The sequence below is a fragment of the Microcoleus sp. B13-B6 genome, assembly GCF_036705405.1.
In the GTDB taxonomy this organism is placed as follows: Bacteria; Cyanobacteriota; Cyanobacteriia; order Cyanobacteriales; family Microcoleaceae; genus Microcoleus.
This window is the reverse complement of record NZ_JAUBUJ010000084.1, coordinates 21,560-39,118: the sequence shown is the minus strand read 5'-3', so window position 1 is coordinate 39,118 and position 17,559 is coordinate 21,560. Positions and strand designations below refer to the sequence as shown.

Below are 17,559 nucleotides of genomic sequence, written 5' to 3'. Positions count from 1 at the left end.
ATTAATAATTAAATGGGGTCGCAAAATCAAAAATAAGGGTAATGATTGTATCACAGTTTAAATGTGCAACAGCTTATATGGTAAAAAGTTTGTAGCCAGGGCGAGCAATCGCTGAATGTAGGTTGTTGGTTGGGAACGATTTATTTACCATATCCCCTCATTTTCAGCGGAAATAGAACTCCTAAGTACCATTTACTTTCAAGACACCATGTCTAACAATCCTCAGTTTTTTAGTCCACTGCCCTACTGGGCTTTCAACAATCCATCAGCAGGAAGTGCCATCAGCCCATTTAGCCCAGTTAGGTTCACTTACTTTTATTTGGAAGACTTTGAAGACGGCGCTTTAAATACACCGGGTGTTACTGTTCCTGAGTTTGCCACAACAAATATTGCAACAACCTTCAGCGACTCGGTGGACGGCGATGACGGTGTTATTGATGGTCAGGCCAGAGGAAACAGCAGCAGCTTATTCTCGAATTTGAGGACTAGCAGCTTTACCTTCAACTTTTCCGCTAATGCACTTGGGGGTCAATTACCAACCCATGCTGGAATTGTCTGGACGGATATTGGCAGGAATGGTGGCGGCACACCCCTGTCTGGCGACCTGTTAAATAACACGTTATTTGAGGCGTTTGGGCCATCGGGAGAATCTCTGGGGGTTATCGGTCCCTTTTCGCTGGGTGATGAGAGTATTTCGCGTACAACCTCAGAAGATAGATTCTTAGGAGTGGTCAATCAAAACGGGATCTCATCAATTCGATTGTCCATGCCCGGTAAAAATAACTGGGAAGTCGATCATCTTCAATATGGTTTCACACCTGGAACCATTTCTCCTTCCCCCTTGGGCCCCAATGGCCTCTTCTTCAACCTCTCAACCAATGCCGATAACTTTACCATCGATCCAGCTCTAGTCGGCAATCTATTGGTTCAAGGTTTAGATGGTAACGACTTGATCCAAGGCTCGCCATCGGTCGATCGGGTAAATGGCAATGCCGGCAACGATACTATACTAGGAGGCGACGGCAACGATACCCTCTGGGGCGGTCGCGATAACGATCGCATCGATGGCAACGCCGGCAATGACATTCTCGCTGGAAACCTCGGAAATGATACGCTCTCTGGCGGTTCGGGTGACGACCTCATACGTGGCGGACAAAACAACGATGTGCTCGTTGGAGGAGAAGGTAACGACCAATTGGTAGGTGACTTAGGTAGAGATATTCTGACAGGTGAAGCTGGAAACGATCTGTTTGTACTGCGGGTGAATGCAGCGGCCTCCAATGTATCTGAAGCCGATGTTATGGCGGATTTTACGGCGGGTCAAGATGCGATCGCCCTCACCAACGGACTTGCATTTGCAGGAATTGCCTTAGATGCTTCGGGTAGCAATACAGCGATTCGGATTGTTGCTACCGGACAAATTTTAGGGGTTGTTACCGGAGTCCAACCTGCTGCTCTAAGCGCAGCCAATTTTACCACGTTGAATGGGGACTTTTAACTGTTATCAGTTATAGCAATCCTCAAGCTGAATGCGGTGAAGTAGTTTTCTGAAGACGACTGCAAGAAGACTAAAAATTATAGGATTTCAGTCGGTTTTTAACCGACTTGTGCTATGAGACAGGGAATTAATTCCCTGTCGGTCTTCTGGACAATCCGACAGCCCGACAATCCGACAGCCCGACAATCCGACAGCCCGACAGTCCGACAGGGGGTTGCAAACCCCTGTCTCATAGTGAAAGTCGTCGGTCGCCGACTAAAAATGATGATGCGTTCAGTCGGTTCTGCCTGGTAACGCAGATAGGCGAGAAGAGCCTCCAATTTACCCTTCGCCACGCGAGGCAGAGCAAGAGTGACATCGGTTCCCAGGCTCTTCCTAGAAACCAGTAAAGTAAAAAATATGATTAATTTTATTTTAAGTATTGTTACCGCCGCGTGGTATGATTTTTCTGAGTTTGCAAAGCACTCGCCTGCTACCTGCATTAGTTTCTGAGCTTCGTGAACACGCAAAACACACCCACCGAACCCACACCAGCAACCGAGGATATTCCTCAAGCTGGCACAGTCTCGACAGTCTCGACAGTCTCGTCCGAGACAACGAATCCCATGCAAGACTTTTATCGCCTCCAACAAGAGTTGTTGGCGTACACCCTTGCTTTTACGGCGATTATTTTTATCTCCGTTTGGATTTTTTACTCGCTCAATATTGCCCTGAATTATTTGCTTGGGGCGAGCACAGGTGTGGTTTACTTAAAGATGTTGGCTAGAGACGTTGAACGAATCGGCAGCCAAAATCAGCGCATCAGCAAGACAAGGCTCGGTGTGTTTTTAGCGGTGATGATAGTAGGAACACAGTGGAATCAGCTACAGATTTTACCGATATTTTTGGGATTTCTGACTTACAAAGCTGCGCTGTTGGTTTACGTGATCCGAAGTGCATTAGCACTAGACTACAGGTAAGTCAGGCAATTCGAGCAAAACTCAACTCATCGATTTGTATGGGGAAGCCCGTTGAATGGCAATGCTTGACGTTCTAAACACCTTTAATCGTTTCCCCCTCGCCGAATTGGAAGTTGGGCAGCAGTTGTACTGGCAACTCGGCAATCTGAAAGTGCACGGGCAGGTTTTTCTAACCTCGTGGTTTGTAATTGCCGTTTTAGTCGTAGTTTCGATTTTAGGAACCAGCAAAATCCAGCGAATTCCCAGCGGAATGCAAAATTTTATGGAGTATGCGCTGGAATTTATTCGGGACTTGGCTAAAAACCAAATTGGGGAAAAAGAATATCGCCCTTGGGTACCGTTTATTGGTACATTATTTCTGTTCATCTTTGTGTCAAACTGGTCTGGTGCTCTAATTCCTTGGAAGCTGATTAAGCTGCCATCAGGCGAATTGGGAGCTCCTACCGCTGACATCAACACGACGGTAGCATTTGCACTGCTGACTTCTCTAGCATATTTTTATGCAGGTCTCAGCAAAAGCGGCTTGGGGTATTTCGCCCACTATGTTGAACCGGTGCCTTTCATGTTGCCGTTCAAAATCATAGAAGATTTCACTAAGCCTCTGTCCCTAAGTTTCCGTTTGTTTGGCAACATTCTTGCGGACGAATTGGTGGTCGGAGTGCTAGTCTTGCTAGTGCCTTTATTTGTTCCTCTGCCAGTGATGGTTCTGGGACTATTTACGAGTGCAATTCAAGCTTTGATTTTTGCTACCTTAGCCGCCGCCTACATTGGTGAAGCTCTAGAAGGCGGTCACGGCGAAGAACACCACGATTAACTAACGATAAACGGCGAAGAATGAAGGAGGAAAAAGAAAAATTCTGAACTCAAACTTCCTCCCGTAAAATCGGACAATTCTCTAGACTATCTGTTCTCAATTTTGTACTTTAGATAAGGAAAATCATCATGAACCCAACAGTTGCTGCCGCTTCCGTAATTGCCGCCGCTTTGGCAGTAGGTTTAGCTGCAATCGGCCCTGGCATCGGTCAAGGTAATGCAGCAGGTCAGGCTGTAGAAGGGATTGCCCGTCAGCCGGAAGCAGAAGGTAAAATTCGCGGCACCTTGCTGTTGAGTTTGGCGTTCATGGAAGCGCTCACAATTTACGGTTTGGTCGTAGCCCTAGTGCTGCTGTTTGCCAACCCCTTCGCATAATAATTTGAAATTTTAGATTTGAGGTTTTGGCGATTCTAATCCAAAATCTCAAATCTAAAATCGATTAAGCGAATTAGATGGAAGCCGTCAAAAAATCATGATGCACTGGACAGTATTACTAGCAGTTGAAGAAGCGGCTAAGGAAGGGGGACTGTTTGATATAGATGCTACGCTGCCTCTGATGGCGGTGCAGTTTTTAATTCTAGTCGCAGTCTTGAATGTAATTTTTTACAAGCCGCTCAGCAAGTCAATTGACGATCGCGCCGATTACATTCGCAACACTCAAGTCTCCGCCCAAGAACGCTTGGCAAAAGCTCAGCAACTAGCGCAGCAGTACGAGCAAAAACTGGGAGAAACTCGCAAACAGTCTCAATCAGTAATTGCTGCTGCTCAAGCTGATGCCCAAAAAATTGGGGCAGCAAAAGTAGCTGAGGCTCAACAAGAAGCTCAAGTCGCGCGAGAAAAGGCTGGGCAAGAAATAGAGCAGCAAAAGCAAGAAGCAATGCGCTCACTAGAACAACAAGTAGACGCGCTCAGCGGCCAAATTCTCGAAAAGCTATTAGGGCAGTCGCTGGCCAAATAGCGAGCCGAAGAGTTTTAGATTTTTGAGCGAATCTCAAATCTAAAATCGCTTCACCCAATCTGCACGCGCAATTATGGAAGAGTATCATGGGGACTGTTTTATTGCTAGCCACAGAAGCTAGCGGCGAAGGTGGTTTCGGTTTAAATTTCGATATTTTAGAAACCAACCTGATTAACCTGGTCATTATTATTGCAGTGCTGTTTTATTTCGGGCGCGGATTTGTAGGTAAAATCCTGACAGAGAGGCGTTCGGCCATCCAAGAGGCGATTCAAGAAGCAGAAAAACGCCAAAAAGATGCAGCAGCAGCTCTAGCAGAGCAACAGCAAAAACTGACTCAAGCGCAAGCAGAAGCCGAACGAATTCGTGCCGCTGCTGAAGAAACTGCCAAGAAAGCAAAAGAAACAATTCTAGCTCAGGCAGCGCAAGACGTTGAACGCATGAGAGCAACAGCAGGTCAAGAGTTGGAAGCGGAGCGGGAAAGAGCGATCGCCCAACTGCGATCGGCGGTTGTATCTCTGGCATTAGCAAAGGTGGAAAGCCAGCTAAAAACTAGCTTGGACGACGGCGCTCAACACCAATTAATCGATCGCAGCATTGCGTTACTGGGAGGCTAAAACGTGAGTACAGTCAGCACAGAAGTCTTACAGCCTTACGCATCTGCCTTGATGTCACTGGCTCAGTCCAACAATCTCTCAGAGAAGTTCGGCGAAGATATTCGTTCCTTGCTGAGCCTGCTAGAAGGTTCGGAAGATTTGCGTCAATTTTTAGCCAATCCGCTGGTAAAACCGGATGCTAAAAAAGCCGTGATTCAGCAAATAGCGGGTGAAGAAATGAGCCCCTTGATGCACAGCTTTCTGAAGCTATTAGTAGACAAAGGAAGAATTCTTTTTTTAGAAGGGATTGGCAAACAATACTTGGCAAGGCTCCGAGAACTAAACCAAACAGTATTGGCTGAAGTTACATCGGCAGTCCCGCTTTCAGACGCTCAACAGCAGACTGTTCGCGAGAAAGTGCAGGCGATGACCAGCGCTAGAAGCGTAGAAATTGAAACCAAAATAGACGCAGATTTAATCGGCGGTGTGGTAATCAAAGTAGGCTCTCAAGTAATTGATGCCAGCCTGCGGGGACAATTGCGCCGTCTAGGAATTCGCTTGAATTCCTGAGAGTTAATAGCTGATGACTATTAGCTAATTTAATTAGCAGTTAACGGTTGGTAGTTTTGAACAACTGATAACTGACAACTGACAACAAACAACTGACAAAAAACAACTGACATGGCAGCAATCAGACCTGACGAAATTAGCAGCATTATTCGCCAGCAAATTGAGCAGTACGACCAAGACGTAAAAGTCTCTAACGTCGGTACTGTTCTGCAAGTAGGCGACGGCATTGCTCGGATTTATGGCTTGGATAAAGCTATGTCTGGGGAATTGCTAGAATTTGCCGACGGCACCGTGGGCATTGCACTGAACCTCGAACAAGATAACGTGGGTGCAGTGTTGATGGGCCAAGGCCTCGGCATTCAAGAAGGTTCGGCAGTTACTGCTACTGGCAGAATTGCTGAAGTCCCCGTGGGTGAAGCAATGTTGGGACGGGTAGTTGATGCTTTGGCCCGTCCGATTGACGGCAAAGGAGAAATTAAAACTACTGAATCTCGCTTGATTGAATCTCCGGCACCGGGGATTGTTTCTCGCCGTTCAGTTTACGAACCCATGCAAACAGGAATTACCGCTATTGATGCGATGATTCCGGTGGGAAGAGGACAGCGGGAACTGATTATCGGTGACAGACAAACCGGTAAAACTGCGATCGCGATCGACACGATTATTAACCAAAAATCGGAAAACGTGATCTGCGTTTACGTAGCGATCGGTCAAAAAGCTTCTACAGTAGCTAACATCGTCAACGTCCTGCAAGAAAAGGGCGCGATGGACTACACGATCGTAGTAGCAGCCAACGCTAGCGACCCCGCAACACTGCAATACTTGGCTCCCTACACAGGTGCTAGCTTAGCCGAGTATTTCATGTACAAAGGCAAGCACACTTTGGTCATTTACGATGACCTTTCCAAACAAGCACAAGCTTACCGCCAAATGTCTCTGTTGCTGCGCCGTCCTCCCGGTCGCGAAGCTTATCCCGGAGACGTGTTTTACCTGCACTCTCGCTTGCTAGAACGCGCTGCTAAATTGAGCGACGATTTGGGCGAAGGCAGCATGACTGCTTTGCCAATTATCGAAACCCAAGCTGGTGACGTTTCTGCTTACATTCCGACGAACGTAATTTCGATTACCGACGGTCAAATCTTCCTTTCTTCTGACTTGTTTAACGCTGGTTTGCGTCCGGCAGTAAACCCCGGTATTTCGGTATCGCGGGTAGGTTCGGCGGCTCAAACTAAGGCGATGAAAAAAGTAGCCGGTAAGGTGAAATTGGAATTGGCGCAGTTTGAAGAACTGGCAGCATTTTCTCAGTTTGCTTCTGACTTGGATAAAGCTACTCAAAATCAATTGTCGCGCGGTCAGCGCTTGCGGGAACTGTTGAAACAGCCGCAAAGTTCGCCTCTGCCGATGAACGAACAAGTGGCTGTAATCTATGCCGGTATTAACGGCTATATGGATGACATTCCAGTGGAAAAAGTCAGCAAGTTTACTGTTGGTTTGCGCGACTATTTGCGGACTAGCAAGCCGAAGTACGGCGAAATTGTTCAAGGCGGAAAGGCTTTGACTGATGAAGCTGAGAAGCTGCTGAAAGAAGGCATCACTGAATACAAGCAAAGTTTCTTGGTTTCTGCGTAATTAGTCATTAGTCATTAGTGATTAGCGGGTGAAATTGTTAGGGACACGGCTCTTGGAGTGTCCCTAGATTAAGGACACGGCATTGCCCATTGGTGTCAAAAAACACGTTAAGCCCGCAGTCCGACAGGGGTTAAAACCCCTGTCTCAAAGCAAAAGTCCTCTGAAGAGGACTGAAGAAATTATTAGTCCTCTTCAGAGGACTTTCGCTATTAGACAGGGACTTCAGTCCCTGGCGGGATTTCGGCTTAAGTTGACACGAATGGGCAGTGCCGTGTCCCTACGGTGGGTTAAAAAATGCCGTTTCTCGATCGCGCACAAGCTTAAAAATTGATGACTAGGAACTAAGAACTCAGAATAAAAGCTAAGAAAAAAGGAGAAAGTTATGGCAAATCTGAAAACTATTCGCGATCGCATTAAGTCGGTCAAGAACACTAAAAAGATTACAGAAGCAATGCGCTTGGTGGCCGCTGCAAAGGTGCGCCGCGCTCAAGAACAGGTGACTGCTACTCGGCCTTTTGCCGATCGACTGGCAGAGGTATTGTACGGTTTGGCGGAACGCTTGCAGTTTGAAAACCTGGATTTGCCGCTGCTGAAAAAACGCGAAGTGCGATCTGTGGGACTGTTGGTAGTTTCGGGCGATCGGGGTTTGTGCGGCGGCTACAACAGCAACATCATCAGATACGCCGAAAATCGCGCTAAGGAAATCAAAGCTGAAGGCTTAGACTACAAATACGTGTTGGTAGGACGCAAAGCTACTCAGTATTTCCAGCGCCGCGAACAGCCGATTGATGCTACTTACGCTAACTTAGAACAAATTCCCACAGCACCGGAAGCGGCACAAATTGCTGACGAATTGCTTTCGTTGTTCCTGTCGGGAACTGTGGACAGAGTTGAGCTAATTTACACCAAGTTTGTGTCGCTAATTAGTTCGCGTCCGGTAATTCAAACTTTGCTGCCCCTCGACCCCCAAGGTTTGGAAACTCCCGATGATGAAATCTTCCGCTTGACATCGCAAGGCGGACAGTTTCAAGTATCGCGCGAGAAGGTTGCTTCACCTACGAAGAGCTTGCCCAGAGACATGATTTTCGAGCAAGATCCGGCGCAAATTCTGGAGGCTCTTTTGCCCTTGTATTTGAACAACCAATTGCTGCGGGCTTTGCAAGAGTCTGCTGCTAGCGAGTTGGCAGCGCGGATGACGGCGATGAATAATGCTAGTGAGAATGCTAGCGATTTGATCGGTAGTTTGACGCTGACTTATAACAAGGCGCGGCAAGCGGCAATTACTCAGGAAATCCTGGAAGTTTGCGGCGGTGCTGAGGCTTTGAACGGTTAGGTTAGGGTTGACAATTTGTTAATTTTATGGTATGCGTCTGGGGGAACTCAGGCGCTTTTTTTTAGTAAAAATACAAAAAAATTCGACGATCTAAACTTACCTTGAGATATCCCACATTCCGCACGGAGACTGTCACAATCGGTTTTTTCGGGAGTTGGATCGAAAATTAAGTTTTTTTTTTATACAAAGATACCGATCACTCGTGGCAACGATCGGCAGTTTCAGGCGATCGAATAACCAAAATTCGTAGTGTGCCAGTTGGGGGTGCGGAATGTGGGATGTATGGTGGCAATAATTTACCTGTTCATTAGTTGAGAAATATGGATGGTAAGATCGGGAAAAGCAAGGGGTTCAATGGTGCCCGTTCGGAAAGTATTTCGCTGCTGGTAAAAATCGCCTTCCGGGAAGCGAAACACAATTAATTGTCGATCGCGCAGGTTAACAACCCAATATTCTTGAATTTCGGCTGCTGCATAAATCTTGCTTTTTTCCTCTAAGTCTTTAGTCAAACTGGAATCAGCATATTCAATCAGCCAAAAAATGTTTTCTGGATATGGGTGATGTTCCAGATAGATATCGTTGAGAGGTTGAACGACGGCAATATCGGGTTCTGGTTCTGAGTTATTTGGCAGAGTAATCGGTCTGGCTTCGCGAATTTGGGCTCTCGTAGATAATGCGACTCGCAATCGGTTGGCAAATCGATCGCTAAAATAAGTATGCGCCGTTCCTTCGGGTACCATTTCGACTATTACTCCATTTAGTAATTCGACTTTGCGATCGTTTAAAATGCCGGCTTCGATCATTTTATGGTAGTGATCTATTGTCCATTTTGCTGTAGTTAATGTCATCGCGATCGCTCCTTGCTTATATCTCACTATGACTTTTTGCTGAATTAACTTATTTTAGGCGATATACTCAGGTTCTATCGGATTTTTTACGTTCTTCTAACCACCGCTGAAATGACTTCTTACTTTCTCCAGATGGTTTACCGAGAATAATATTTTTGATGCTAATGTCTTCGTCAATATCAGGCCAGTGGATTCCATCATTTCCACCAATAAATCGCCAATTATTGCGTTCCTTTGGTGTGCTATGCAATAGCCTAGGATACCAAGCTAAAGGAACAGAAATAGTACGACCATCGGATAGATCGACTGTTAGCGCGTCGTCTGTAACAACTACGTTTTGTGCTTGGGGGATTTCTAGCAACTCAACCATTAAAAAAGTTATTATTTCAGGATATGTGGCAAGATTACCAAGATTAAAGGAAAGGGAGGAAAAATGGCCAAAAAAATCTGGATTGTCTACAAAACCGAAAGCATGAGTGCTCCCGGCTGGGAACAACGTCAGCTTATGCCGAGGGGCGGTCTCACTAATATACTTTGGGAAAATTGGACTTGGGAAGAAAACCCAGAAATTCCTCAAGTAGGGGACAAAACCCGCGATTATGAAAATTTATCTGACCCCGGTAATGGAGTCACCCACGGGAAAGATGGAGATTGGGTAGTTACTCGCGTTCAGCAGTTTTCTGCTTCTGATACTGAGGAGCGAATTGTGGTGTGTTACTGTTCTTACCAACCTGTTACATCGGATTGGGAAGCGCTACAACAAAGCGTGTCTGTCAATCAGATGCTAGCAACTGTCGAGTAATATTGACTGGATAATTAGTTCGTAAAAGCGATCGCTCACTCCTGCACAATTTCCACCAAGTCTTCAATCATCACATCAAAGGTTCGGGCCAATTTGTGTATGGAAATGAAGTCAATGGTGGACACTCCCGGACAGCGGGCGTAGTGTCTGACGGTGCTGTAAATTACTCCCGATCGCTCTGAAACTTCTTTCAGCGTCCAACCTTTCTCAGCAGCGAATTCTCTGACTTTTAGCCTGACTAAACCCATACTTGACAAATGATGGTGTACCATCATAGGATAGTTTTATCCCAAAAAGCGATCGCCCCAAGGTCTGCACAACTGACGGTCGATCGCCGATTCAAATCCCTTGAAAAAGGATTTATCTATGATATTAGCCTGGTTTCAGCCAAAAGCTACTCTTTGACGACCTCAACCAAATCTTCCACCATCACGTCCAAAGTACGTGCCAACTTCAGCAGACAAGTAAAATCAACCATTGCCATTCCCGGAGAACGTGAATAGGTGGTGAGTCTGCTGTAAATGACTCCCGATCGCTCAGACACCTCTTTGATCGTCCAGCCCTTCTCAGCAGCAAATTCTTTAACCCGCAATCTAATTAAACCCATTGACAAAAAACTAGATTTACTCTGGGATAAAATTTTATCGTAAAGAGTGATCGCTCACTCCTGCACAATCTCATACAAATCTTCGATCAACACATCAAAAGTCCTCGCCAACTTGTGCAAGGCTGTCACGTCAACTGTTGCTAATCCGGGCGATCGGGCATAGGTTCTCAGCGTGCTGTAGACTACGCCCGATCGCTCTGAAACCTCTTTGATCGTCCAGCCTTTCTCAGCAGCAAACTCTCGAACCCGCAATCTAATTAAACCCATAACCTCTTGACAGATGATTGATATAAGTCATACAATTATACTGTAAAAAGCGATCGCCCCTAGGCCTGGAAAACTCAAGGACGATCGCCTATCAAAGTTCAAATCCCATCAACTGGGATTTATTAACCATCTGAAATTCCCATCAAGTGGGATGTACCAACCATTGAAAATTCCCATCAAGTGGGATGTACCAACTATGTTAGCAAGCTTTCGACCAAAATCAACCCCCAGACACAGATTGAGCCGGTTTGTGACGAAAGAGGCGATCGCGCGGCTGCTGAAAATCAAGGTAGAACAAATATATCGCTTCGAGTGCTGGGCGCATATCCTGTACGTGCACGCTAAAGGGATGAGTCGGTTTGTGAGTTATGCCGACTTTCCGCCAGTTTTGGGAGTGGAATCGCCCTCTGGTTTAGATTTTGGTTATTGGAAGCGCCGGATAGCGAGTCAGAAAGAGAGACACGCGCCGGATTTTTGGGTGGATTTCTATGCGGATAGATTTCAGAAAGCTGTTTGTGTTTCTGAATTGTTGGAGTGGGGAAATTTGGTGGGGGTGATTAAATTGATGTTGGGGGCGATCGCCCTGGAGTCGCTGCGAAAGGTTTATGCACAGGAAAAATATGTGCTGGAACATTTCTAAATGCTGTCTGAACTCTTGTCCCCCCCTTGTTAAGGGGGGCTAGGGGGGATCTGAGCTCTGTTAAGTCGAATAGCCGTGGAGTCGCTGCGAAAGGTTTACGCACAAGAGAAATCTCTGCTGGAACATTTCTAAATTACTCCTAAACGCAGGGGTGGTTAGAAACCGAGTTTTTTGGCCAGAATGTTGCACGCCCAGCCTTTAGCTAAAGTAAAAAACCCGGTTTCTTTGGTATGCGTAACTCCCATAAACTCCTGTCCCCCCCTGTAGGGGCGGTGCCCCCGTGCCCGCCCGAAAGATGGGGGCTACCACGGGGGGATTGCCCCTACAGGAATTACTCGCGGCAAACATTCAAAAAATTGGTACAAGCTCGGCCGCAACAGTTATAATTTCTCCATGCGCTTCCCCCTCTATCTGAGTTAAGCCCATGAGTAACCTTTCAAATATCCCAGGCGGAGGCGATTTACCCGATCGCTACCGGAATGTAGGAGAACAAATCCAGACATTCTTTGATTTTGCCGAAAACAATCCCGATCGCGCTGTTCCTTTTTTCGTCAATATCTGGGAAACTCAAGCATCACTAACCACGCGGGCTCTAGCGCTACAAGGCTTAGGCGTGGCTGCAAAACACTATCACGTTAAAGAGGCTTTAGCAGACTGGGATGTGCTTAGAGATATCGCGAAGGAAGTCAAGGGGAAGGGGGAAGTTAGCAACGATTTGACTCGGTGGGCGGCGGCTTCGGCGTTGGAGGCGATCGGATATTCTCGACAGAGTTTACAACATCGAGAAGGGGGCGGTTTTACTGAGCCTTTAGATCGCATTCGCCGGGAAATTCGCGATCGTAAGCTGATAGAAATTAACAGAATTCCGCGCCTAAACACCAGAGGAGAAACAACGGCAGAATATCAAAGAAACCTAGAATTTTGGGTGTATGGGCCCGTTGAGGAGTTATTCGCTGGTAACGATCACTCTCCGAATTATCAAGAGTTAGTAAAAGATGTCATTCGCGAATTACACGGGCGCGGGGTTTATTTGGGATTGATATCACCCAATCTACTTGTACAGGCGGAGGCGCTACTTCAAGCTGGGTCGATTTTTAAAGAATCTGCTGAGATTGAGAATTTTCTCTATCCGTTTTTGGAAGAGTTTTTACATAACCCCAACCAGGAAATATCATTTAGAATTAATGCTGCGGAGATTATCCATACAGCAAGGGATTTAAGCAGAAGGCTGAAAACTTTGAGCAAGTTGTTGTTGGAAGAAAAAAATCCAAAATTGCAAGAAGTGGTGCTGCGGCAATCTCAGTCATTATTTAAACGCTCTGCTGAGATTGAGGAATATCTTTATGGGCTTTTGGAAGAATTTTTACATAATCCCAACAATGAAGCGTCATTGATAATAGGTGCGGTAGAGATTATTTATACAAGTAAAGATTTAAGCAGAAAGCTGAAAACTTTGAGCCAGTTGTTGTTGGAAAAGACAGAGTTGCGGAATGCAGCGGTGAGGCTGTTGAATCCTTATAAGCAGGAGTTAGCTAGAGTAAATGCTGATGCTTATACGGTATTAGAAACGCTTAATTTTGAGTACACGATAGATAAACCTGAGCCAAAAGATTTAACCATCGCACAGATGGAGAATCGGATCTCATCAGCTAATCAGTTAAAAAGTCAGATTTCAACAAGATTTGTAAGTTCTATAGCATCCGCAGAATCAGTTGGGAGTCAATATAGGCGATCGGCTTCAGTGTTGAAACAATTTCTGCAAAACAAGCAGGATGAATACCTCTCAAATACTGATATTTGGATAGAAGTATTAAGAAAACAAATTTCCGAAACAGCAGCAGAGCAGAGGAAAGTTGAATCAAATCAACTTTTGATCAAAGAAGCTATTAGTGTTCTCGCTAATATTGTCTATGCTAATAAAGTTACTTCTATCCCTGAAAAAGTGTGTGTTCAAGACGAAAAATTTGTATTTTCTAGTATAAAATTTTATACTTACAACCAAAACTACCAAATTCAAATTGATTTGAAAGCCATAAAGGTTTCTTTAATTGAACTGATTAAAACAGATTTTTCTCTTCAACACTTCTTAAACTACACCGTGGCATCAACACCCGCATTAGAGGATTTATTCATGACAATATTTGAATTAATAGGTCATGATTTGCATTTGTTAGACCATATTAACCACTCCGAATTCAAGAAAGTCTTATTAGTTTTTTTATATTGTGTCATAGCTAGTTTTGTGACAGCTAATTATGGATGGATCTGGCTCATCATGATATTAATAGTAACAATAGTCATAAAGTTTCCATTTTTGACTAAAGAACGTCAAATAAGAGAGAAAAAAGTGAAAGACACACAGTCTATTTTCTACAATTTAAATAATCAATGGAAAGAATAAGTAATCAATCATATATTCTGTGTTTACAGATTACTCCTAAGCAGACTACTCAGGAAACCAGTAAAACTGAACTCCGTAAAAACCTCCAACAAACCCAACAGCAGCTAATAACCTCAATTAGCCACCTTGGAACTAACCTAACAATTTCCCTCCGTTACATATATGATCCCAATCAATCCCCCAAACTCAAAACTTACCTCTTAATCAATCACCCCAATAACACCGAAACCGCAGAAAATTCCCAACAAATCCTCAGCCTCCTCACCAAAGGCAAATTAAGCCAATTCTTCACCCTCACCCCTCAACCAAACCTTACCCAATTCCAAAACTTAGAATGGGTGCAAACAATTGGCGAAATTCTCAAACATGAAGAATTCATCGCACCGCAAAATTACTACCTACCTCACCTTTTCGAGGCAAATCAAACCAATGATATGTCAGCAGTCTGCGATGTCATCCACCGCTTAGACAGCAAACTCATTTTAGAAATCACCCTGCAAACCTATGACAACCCCACTCAAAAATCCTTGTGGGTAAATGCCATCAACCAAATGCTCGCTCAATTAGAGAAAGTTAACGCCAGCACCAGCGGAATCAAAGACAACATTCTCTCAGTCACATCAGCACTTTACCAAAAATACCAACAGTCCTATCCCAACAGCGACCTATTCCAATATAGCATCAAAGCCCTAGCAGAAAATCGTGCCGATGCCTTTCCCGTCCTCGACGCTCTCATCCATGAAGCCATCAAAGAAACACCTCACGGAAAACGATGCCGAATCATCCAAGTTAGCAAAGATAAACCCGGATTTTCCGAAAGCTTGGAAGCCACAAAAAACGTAGATATTTCAAGTGCTATTGAATGGGAAGGCTGGCAGAAAAACAACAGTCAAATGTCAATTGTAAATGCAATCCAGCCTGAAAAAAAAGGCTTAGGAAAATTTGGCAATTCTGTCAGTCTTCCCGAGAAACCATCATTGTACCATCAAAGTCAGCCACCCCTGATAGGTGGCATCACCTCAGACCAAAATCCCAATCTACCGCAACTATATAATGCTGTTTCAGATGGTTCAGGTTTAGCGAAGTTGTCATCAACTCCGTCCCCATCTCGAATGGTTGATTTAAAGCCATTGCATCGGCTGGCGACAGTTCAAGAAATTAGCGGGTTTTTCCGCATTGGTATTCCACCAGTCAATAAAATGTCATTAGAAGAAACAGTAAAAATGTTCCCAGAAATTTTACCCATTGAGGAGGTAATCAAAAATTATGGTGATTTAATTAATGAAGATACATATATAGTCGGAGTTGATGAAAGTGGAGATCCTTGTCTTTCTAATTTTGAAGATATTGCCCATCGGCTGGTAGCTGGCGTACCAAAATCTGGCAAAACTAACTTTATCAATTCGATCATATATCAGTTTTTGTATGCCAGTTACAAAATCAAAGCTGAACGAGAAATTTATATTGCTGACTTTAAGGAAGGCTTAGATTATCATCGTATCGTCAGACGTTATTCAAATGTTAAACTCGTAACAGAATTTGAAGATTTTGCCTCTCTCCTGAATAGCCTTGTCCAAAAATATAAGCAACGGCTTAATGAGATGATTACCCAAGATGTTGAAAGTTTAGCTCAATTGAGAGCTAAGTGTAACACCCAAGATCATAGAATTATATTGTTCATTGATGAAGCAGCATCAATTGTCAACGCAGAAAGGTCTATCAAAGGTAATATCTATAGAGATTTAGAAACCTTAGTTTTGAAGTCTCGCGTTGCCGATATTAATATCTTCTACTGCACTCAACAACCTGCCGATACGAACGTAACTCCCAGTCAAATCTTATATAATCTTGACGAGCGCATTGTTTTTCGCGTCCAATCTAATATTAGCACCAGACTACTAGATGACGATCGCGCAGCTAGTTTACCCGTTAATCCCAAAGGAAGGGCAATCTATCGAGGGTTAGATGCAGAACCCAAACTAATTGCTACTCCTCACGTCCCCAAAGATATCTGGGCTAAAGATAGCTTGTTTAACTAAAAAATTTGTATTAACATAACATAACAAGTGTAGTGAGGTAAGTTATGGACGATTTAGTGGGTCAAGTAGAAGACTTCCAAAAAACAATGAACCAAATGGTTGAGCTAATAGATGACGCTAAATCACAAGCAGGGCAGCTACCAGAGGCCAGTATAGCTGAAGCACGAGCTAAAGTTCAGCAGATTTATGAAATTTGTGATGAAGCAATTAAAACGTTAAAAGTAGCCACCGGACAAGCGGAGGACATCATGAAAACTGTAGGAGGCTAATGGGAATCAACGAAGAGTGCGATGTGCTTCAGTCAATGCTCAGTCAAGTTCTTGATAGCTTGGCTGAGGTGCAAACTCGTGCTAAATATTTACCGGATTGCGATATATATGAGCTAAAGCGAGAGATTTCTGACATTCTGGAAATCTGCTGTGAGGAAATGAGCCGCATGAAGTTAACTCAAAATCAAATAGAGTTAATTCAGGAGATGATTGGAGTACAATCGTTCTTACCTTCAATCAGTTCTCCAACAACTAAATTGGCTAATACGGCTGTTAATGATACTTCTATTCAAGATGCGATGGCGCAAACAGAGATTTTTTTGACAACGGCCCTTAAATCAGGTGTACCTGTATGGTTAGCCCTCGAACTCGCTAACCTTCCGGGTGATTCTTGGATGTTGTATGAAAATCCCAACGCGACAGAAAGACTCACTGATTTAACCCAAAATCCCGCCAGTGACTATTATCAAAAAAAACCGAATACGCAACTACAAGGCGATCAAGGAGAATTAGTCTTATTGAAAATGCTGTTAGACTCTGATGATACAGAAAATCTCCTGTCAAGTTTACAAATCAAACCTAAACTTAATTTTAAAAATGGCAAAGATTACTGTAAACCAGATTTTTATCTAACATCTCACCGTTTAATTTGTGATGCAAAAGCCTATAAACCTAGTTCCATTAATGGCATTAACGCAGCAGCCAAGAAATATGTTAACTATCTTCAGGAAAATGGAGGAGGTGAAGTCAAATTTTATGTACCTAGAGATACTTATGCTAAATGTCAGCACCAAATAAATCGACTTCAATCTCAAGAAAACGGGGTCAATGTTACCATCCATCCTATGACCATTGATTATGAACATATACTTTGGAAAAAAGAATTAATTTATACTTATCTTAAGTCTTTGCTAAAGTTTAAGTAACTCCTTCTATGAGCAATAATTCTTCAGGCAATATTCCCAGTGGAGTTGATGTCAATAATCTATCTCAAATCAACTCTCAGCAACGGACACACATTCTCGATAGTGACACCACAGGAGGCGGTCACGGCCCTGGTAGAGGAATTTCTGGTAAAAGTGAATTTCCCGCGCGCTGGAGCGACCAGCAGATAATGAATTATATTTCGGAGGTGATTCAAGACCCTAATTCTATCTGGTTCCAGCAAAATGGAAAGGCGGGTGCTAAATACACTAAGACAGGAAATCCAGTGAAATGGCAGATTGATGGAACTAGAGATGGTGTTAACATAAGGGTAATTGTAGAACCAGATGGCAGAGGTGTCATCACAGCTTTTCCGACTAATATATCGCCCAACCCGTAATAATTAAGG

General features: G+C 44.2%; 22 protein-coding genes. 16 read left to right on the top strand and 6 right to left on the bottom strand.

Annotated elements, in window-relative coordinates; all coding sequences use genetic code 11:
- The first annotated feature begins 208 nt into the window (after positions 1–208).
- Positions 209–1,498, top strand: a complete 1,290-nt coding sequence (locus QUB35_RS28780; RefSeq protein WP_333145061.1) for a hypothetical protein — start codon at positions 209–211, stop codon at positions 1,496–1,498.
- 98 nt (positions 1,499–1,596) lie between these two features.
- Here the strand turns inward: QUB35_RS28780 and QUB35_RS28775 are convergent, their stop codons facing one another.
- Complete coding sequence (locus QUB35_RS28775; protein ID WP_333145059.1) at positions 1,597–2,007, bottom strand: hypothetical protein; 411 nt, start codon at positions 2,005–2,007, stop codon at positions 1,597–1,599.
- Here QUB35_RS28775 and QUB35_RS28770 point away from each other — a divergent pair.
- The 8 genes from QUB35_RS28770 (at position 1,996) to QUB35_RS28735 (ending at position 8,353) form a co-directional block, all read left to right on the top strand.
- Positions 1,996–2,457: an ATP synthase subunit I gene (locus tag QUB35_RS28770; RefSeq protein WP_333145058.1), complete on the top strand. Its 462-nt coding sequence runs from the start codon at positions 1,996–1,998 to the stop codon at positions 2,455–2,457. The two genes, QUB35_RS28775 and QUB35_RS28770, sit on opposite strands and share 12 nt — an antisense overlap.
- Positions 2,458–2,512: 55 nt before the next feature.
- A complete protein-coding gene (gene atpB, locus QUB35_RS28765) occupies positions 2,513–3,271 on the top strand; it encodes a F0F1 ATP synthase subunit A (protein WP_006631104.1) in 759 nt (252 codons plus the stop codon).
- A 128-nt stretch (positions 3,272–3,399) separates the two neighbouring features.
- The gene (gene atpE / locus QUB35_RS28760) at positions 3,400–3,645 is read left to right on the top strand and encodes an ATP synthase F0 subunit C (protein WP_006631105.1); all 246 of its coding nucleotides are present in this window, start codon (positions 3,400–3,402) and stop codon (positions 3,643–3,645) included.
- Between the two features lie 97 nt (positions 3,646–3,742).
- Positions 3,743–4,228 (top strand): F0F1 ATP synthase subunit B', encoded by a 486-nt coding sequence (locus tag QUB35_RS28755; protein ID WP_006631106.1) that lies wholly within the window; start codon positions 3,743–3,745, stop codon positions 4,226–4,228.
- Positions 4,229–4,314: 86 nt separating this feature from the next.
- The gene (locus QUB35_RS28750) at positions 4,315–4,842 is read left to right on the top strand and encodes a F0F1 ATP synthase subunit B (protein ID WP_333145057.1); all 528 of its coding nucleotides are present in this window, start codon (positions 4,315–4,317) and stop codon (positions 4,840–4,842) included.
- Positions 4,843–4,845: 3 nt separating this feature from the next.
- Entirely contained in the window at positions 4,846–5,391 is a 546-nt protein-coding gene (atpH, locus tag QUB35_RS28745; RefSeq protein WP_333102795.1) for an ATP synthase F1 subunit delta, read from the top strand.
- Positions 5,392–5,502: 111 nt separating this feature from the next.
- Positions 5,503–7,020 carry a F0F1 ATP synthase subunit alpha gene (atpA, locus tag QUB35_RS28740; RefSeq protein ID WP_333037344.1) on the top strand — a complete coding sequence of 506 codons (1,518 nt, stop codon included), beginning with the start codon at positions 5,503–5,505 and terminating at the stop codon, positions 7,018–7,020.
- A gap of 382 nt (positions 7,021–7,402) precedes the next feature.
- Positions 7,403–8,353, top strand: a complete 951-nt coding sequence (locus tag QUB35_RS28735) for a F0F1 ATP synthase subunit gamma (RefSeq protein WP_006631110.1) — start codon at positions 7,403–7,405, stop codon at positions 8,351–8,353.
- Between the two features lie 296 nt (positions 8,354–8,649).
- Here the strand turns inward: QUB35_RS28735 and QUB35_RS28730 are convergent, their stop codons facing one another.
- Positions 8,650–9,201, bottom strand: coding sequence for a Uma2 family endonuclease (locus QUB35_RS28730; RefSeq protein WP_333145055.1), 552 nt, complete (start codon positions 9,199–9,201; stop codon positions 8,650–8,652).
- A gap of 67 nt (positions 9,202–9,268) precedes the next feature.
- Complete coding sequence (locus QUB35_RS28725; RefSeq protein WP_333145054.1) at positions 9,269–9,571, bottom strand: DUF2442 domain-containing protein; 303 nt, start codon at positions 9,569–9,571, stop codon at positions 9,269–9,271.
- A gap of 63 nt (positions 9,572–9,634) precedes the next feature.
- Between QUB35_RS28725 and QUB35_RS28720 the strand changes: the two genes are divergently transcribed.
- Positions 9,635–10,003, top strand: coding sequence for a hypothetical protein (locus tag QUB35_RS28720; protein ID WP_333145053.1), 369 nt, complete (start codon positions 9,635–9,637; stop codon positions 10,001–10,003).
- A gap of 35 nt (positions 10,004–10,038) precedes the next feature.
- Here QUB35_RS28720 and QUB35_RS28715 read toward each other — a convergent pair whose 3' ends face one another.
- The 3 genes from QUB35_RS28715 to QUB35_RS28705 all read right to left on the bottom strand — a co-directional run bounded on the left by QUB35_RS28715 (position 10,039) and on the right by QUB35_RS28705 (position 10,877).
- On the bottom strand, positions 10,039–10,251 hold the full coding sequence (locus tag QUB35_RS28715; RefSeq protein WP_106149042.1) for a helix-turn-helix domain-containing protein: 213 nt from the start codon (positions 10,249–10,251) through the stop codon (positions 10,039–10,041).
- Positions 10,252–10,397: 146 nt separating this feature from the next.
- A complete protein-coding gene (locus QUB35_RS28710) occupies positions 10,398–10,610 on the bottom strand; it encodes a helix-turn-helix transcriptional regulator (RefSeq protein WP_333145052.1) in 213 nt (70 codons plus the stop codon).
- Positions 10,611–10,664: 54 nt separating this feature from the next.
- Positions 10,665–10,877 (bottom strand): helix-turn-helix transcriptional regulator, encoded by a 213-nt coding sequence (locus tag QUB35_RS28705; protein WP_333102803.1) that lies wholly within the window; start codon positions 10,875–10,877, stop codon positions 10,665–10,667.
- A 196-nt stretch (positions 10,878–11,073) separates the two neighbouring features.
- Here QUB35_RS28705 and QUB35_RS28700 point away from each other — a divergent pair, with 196 nt between their 5' ends.
- From QUB35_RS28700 to QUB35_RS28675, 6 genes are all read left to right on the top strand, one after another.
- Positions 11,074–11,517 (top strand): hypothetical protein, encoded by a 444-nt coding sequence (locus tag QUB35_RS28700; RefSeq protein ID WP_333145050.1) that lies wholly within the window; start codon positions 11,074–11,076, stop codon positions 11,515–11,517.
- Positions 11,518–11,941: 424 nt separating this feature from the next.
- Entirely contained in the window at positions 11,942–13,918 is a 1,977-nt protein-coding gene (locus QUB35_RS28695; RefSeq protein WP_333145049.1) for a hypothetical protein, read from the top strand.
- Positions 13,906–15,957 carry an FtsK/SpoIIIE domain-containing protein gene (locus tag QUB35_RS28690; protein ID WP_333145048.1) on the top strand — a complete coding sequence of 684 codons (2,052 nt, stop codon included), beginning with the start codon at positions 13,906–13,908 and terminating at the stop codon, positions 15,955–15,957. Before QUB35_RS28695 ends, QUB35_RS28690 begins: the two co-directional genes overlap by 13 nt.
- A gap of 44 nt (positions 15,958–16,001) precedes the next feature.
- Complete coding sequence (locus tag QUB35_RS28685; protein ID WP_333145047.1) at positions 16,002–16,226, top strand: hypothetical protein; 225 nt, start codon at positions 16,002–16,004, stop codon at positions 16,224–16,226.
- Positions 16,226–17,152, top strand: coding sequence for a hypothetical protein (locus tag QUB35_RS28680; RefSeq protein ID WP_333145046.1), 927 nt, complete (start codon positions 16,226–16,228; stop codon positions 17,150–17,152). The genes QUB35_RS28685 and QUB35_RS28680 overlap by 1 nt, the downstream gene beginning before the upstream one ends.
- An 8-nt stretch (positions 17,153–17,160) precedes the next feature.
- Positions 17,161–17,550, top strand: coding sequence for an EndoU domain-containing protein (locus QUB35_RS28675; protein WP_333145045.1), 390 nt, complete (start codon positions 17,161–17,163; stop codon positions 17,548–17,550).
- Positions 17,551–17,559 lie beyond the last annotated feature (9 nt).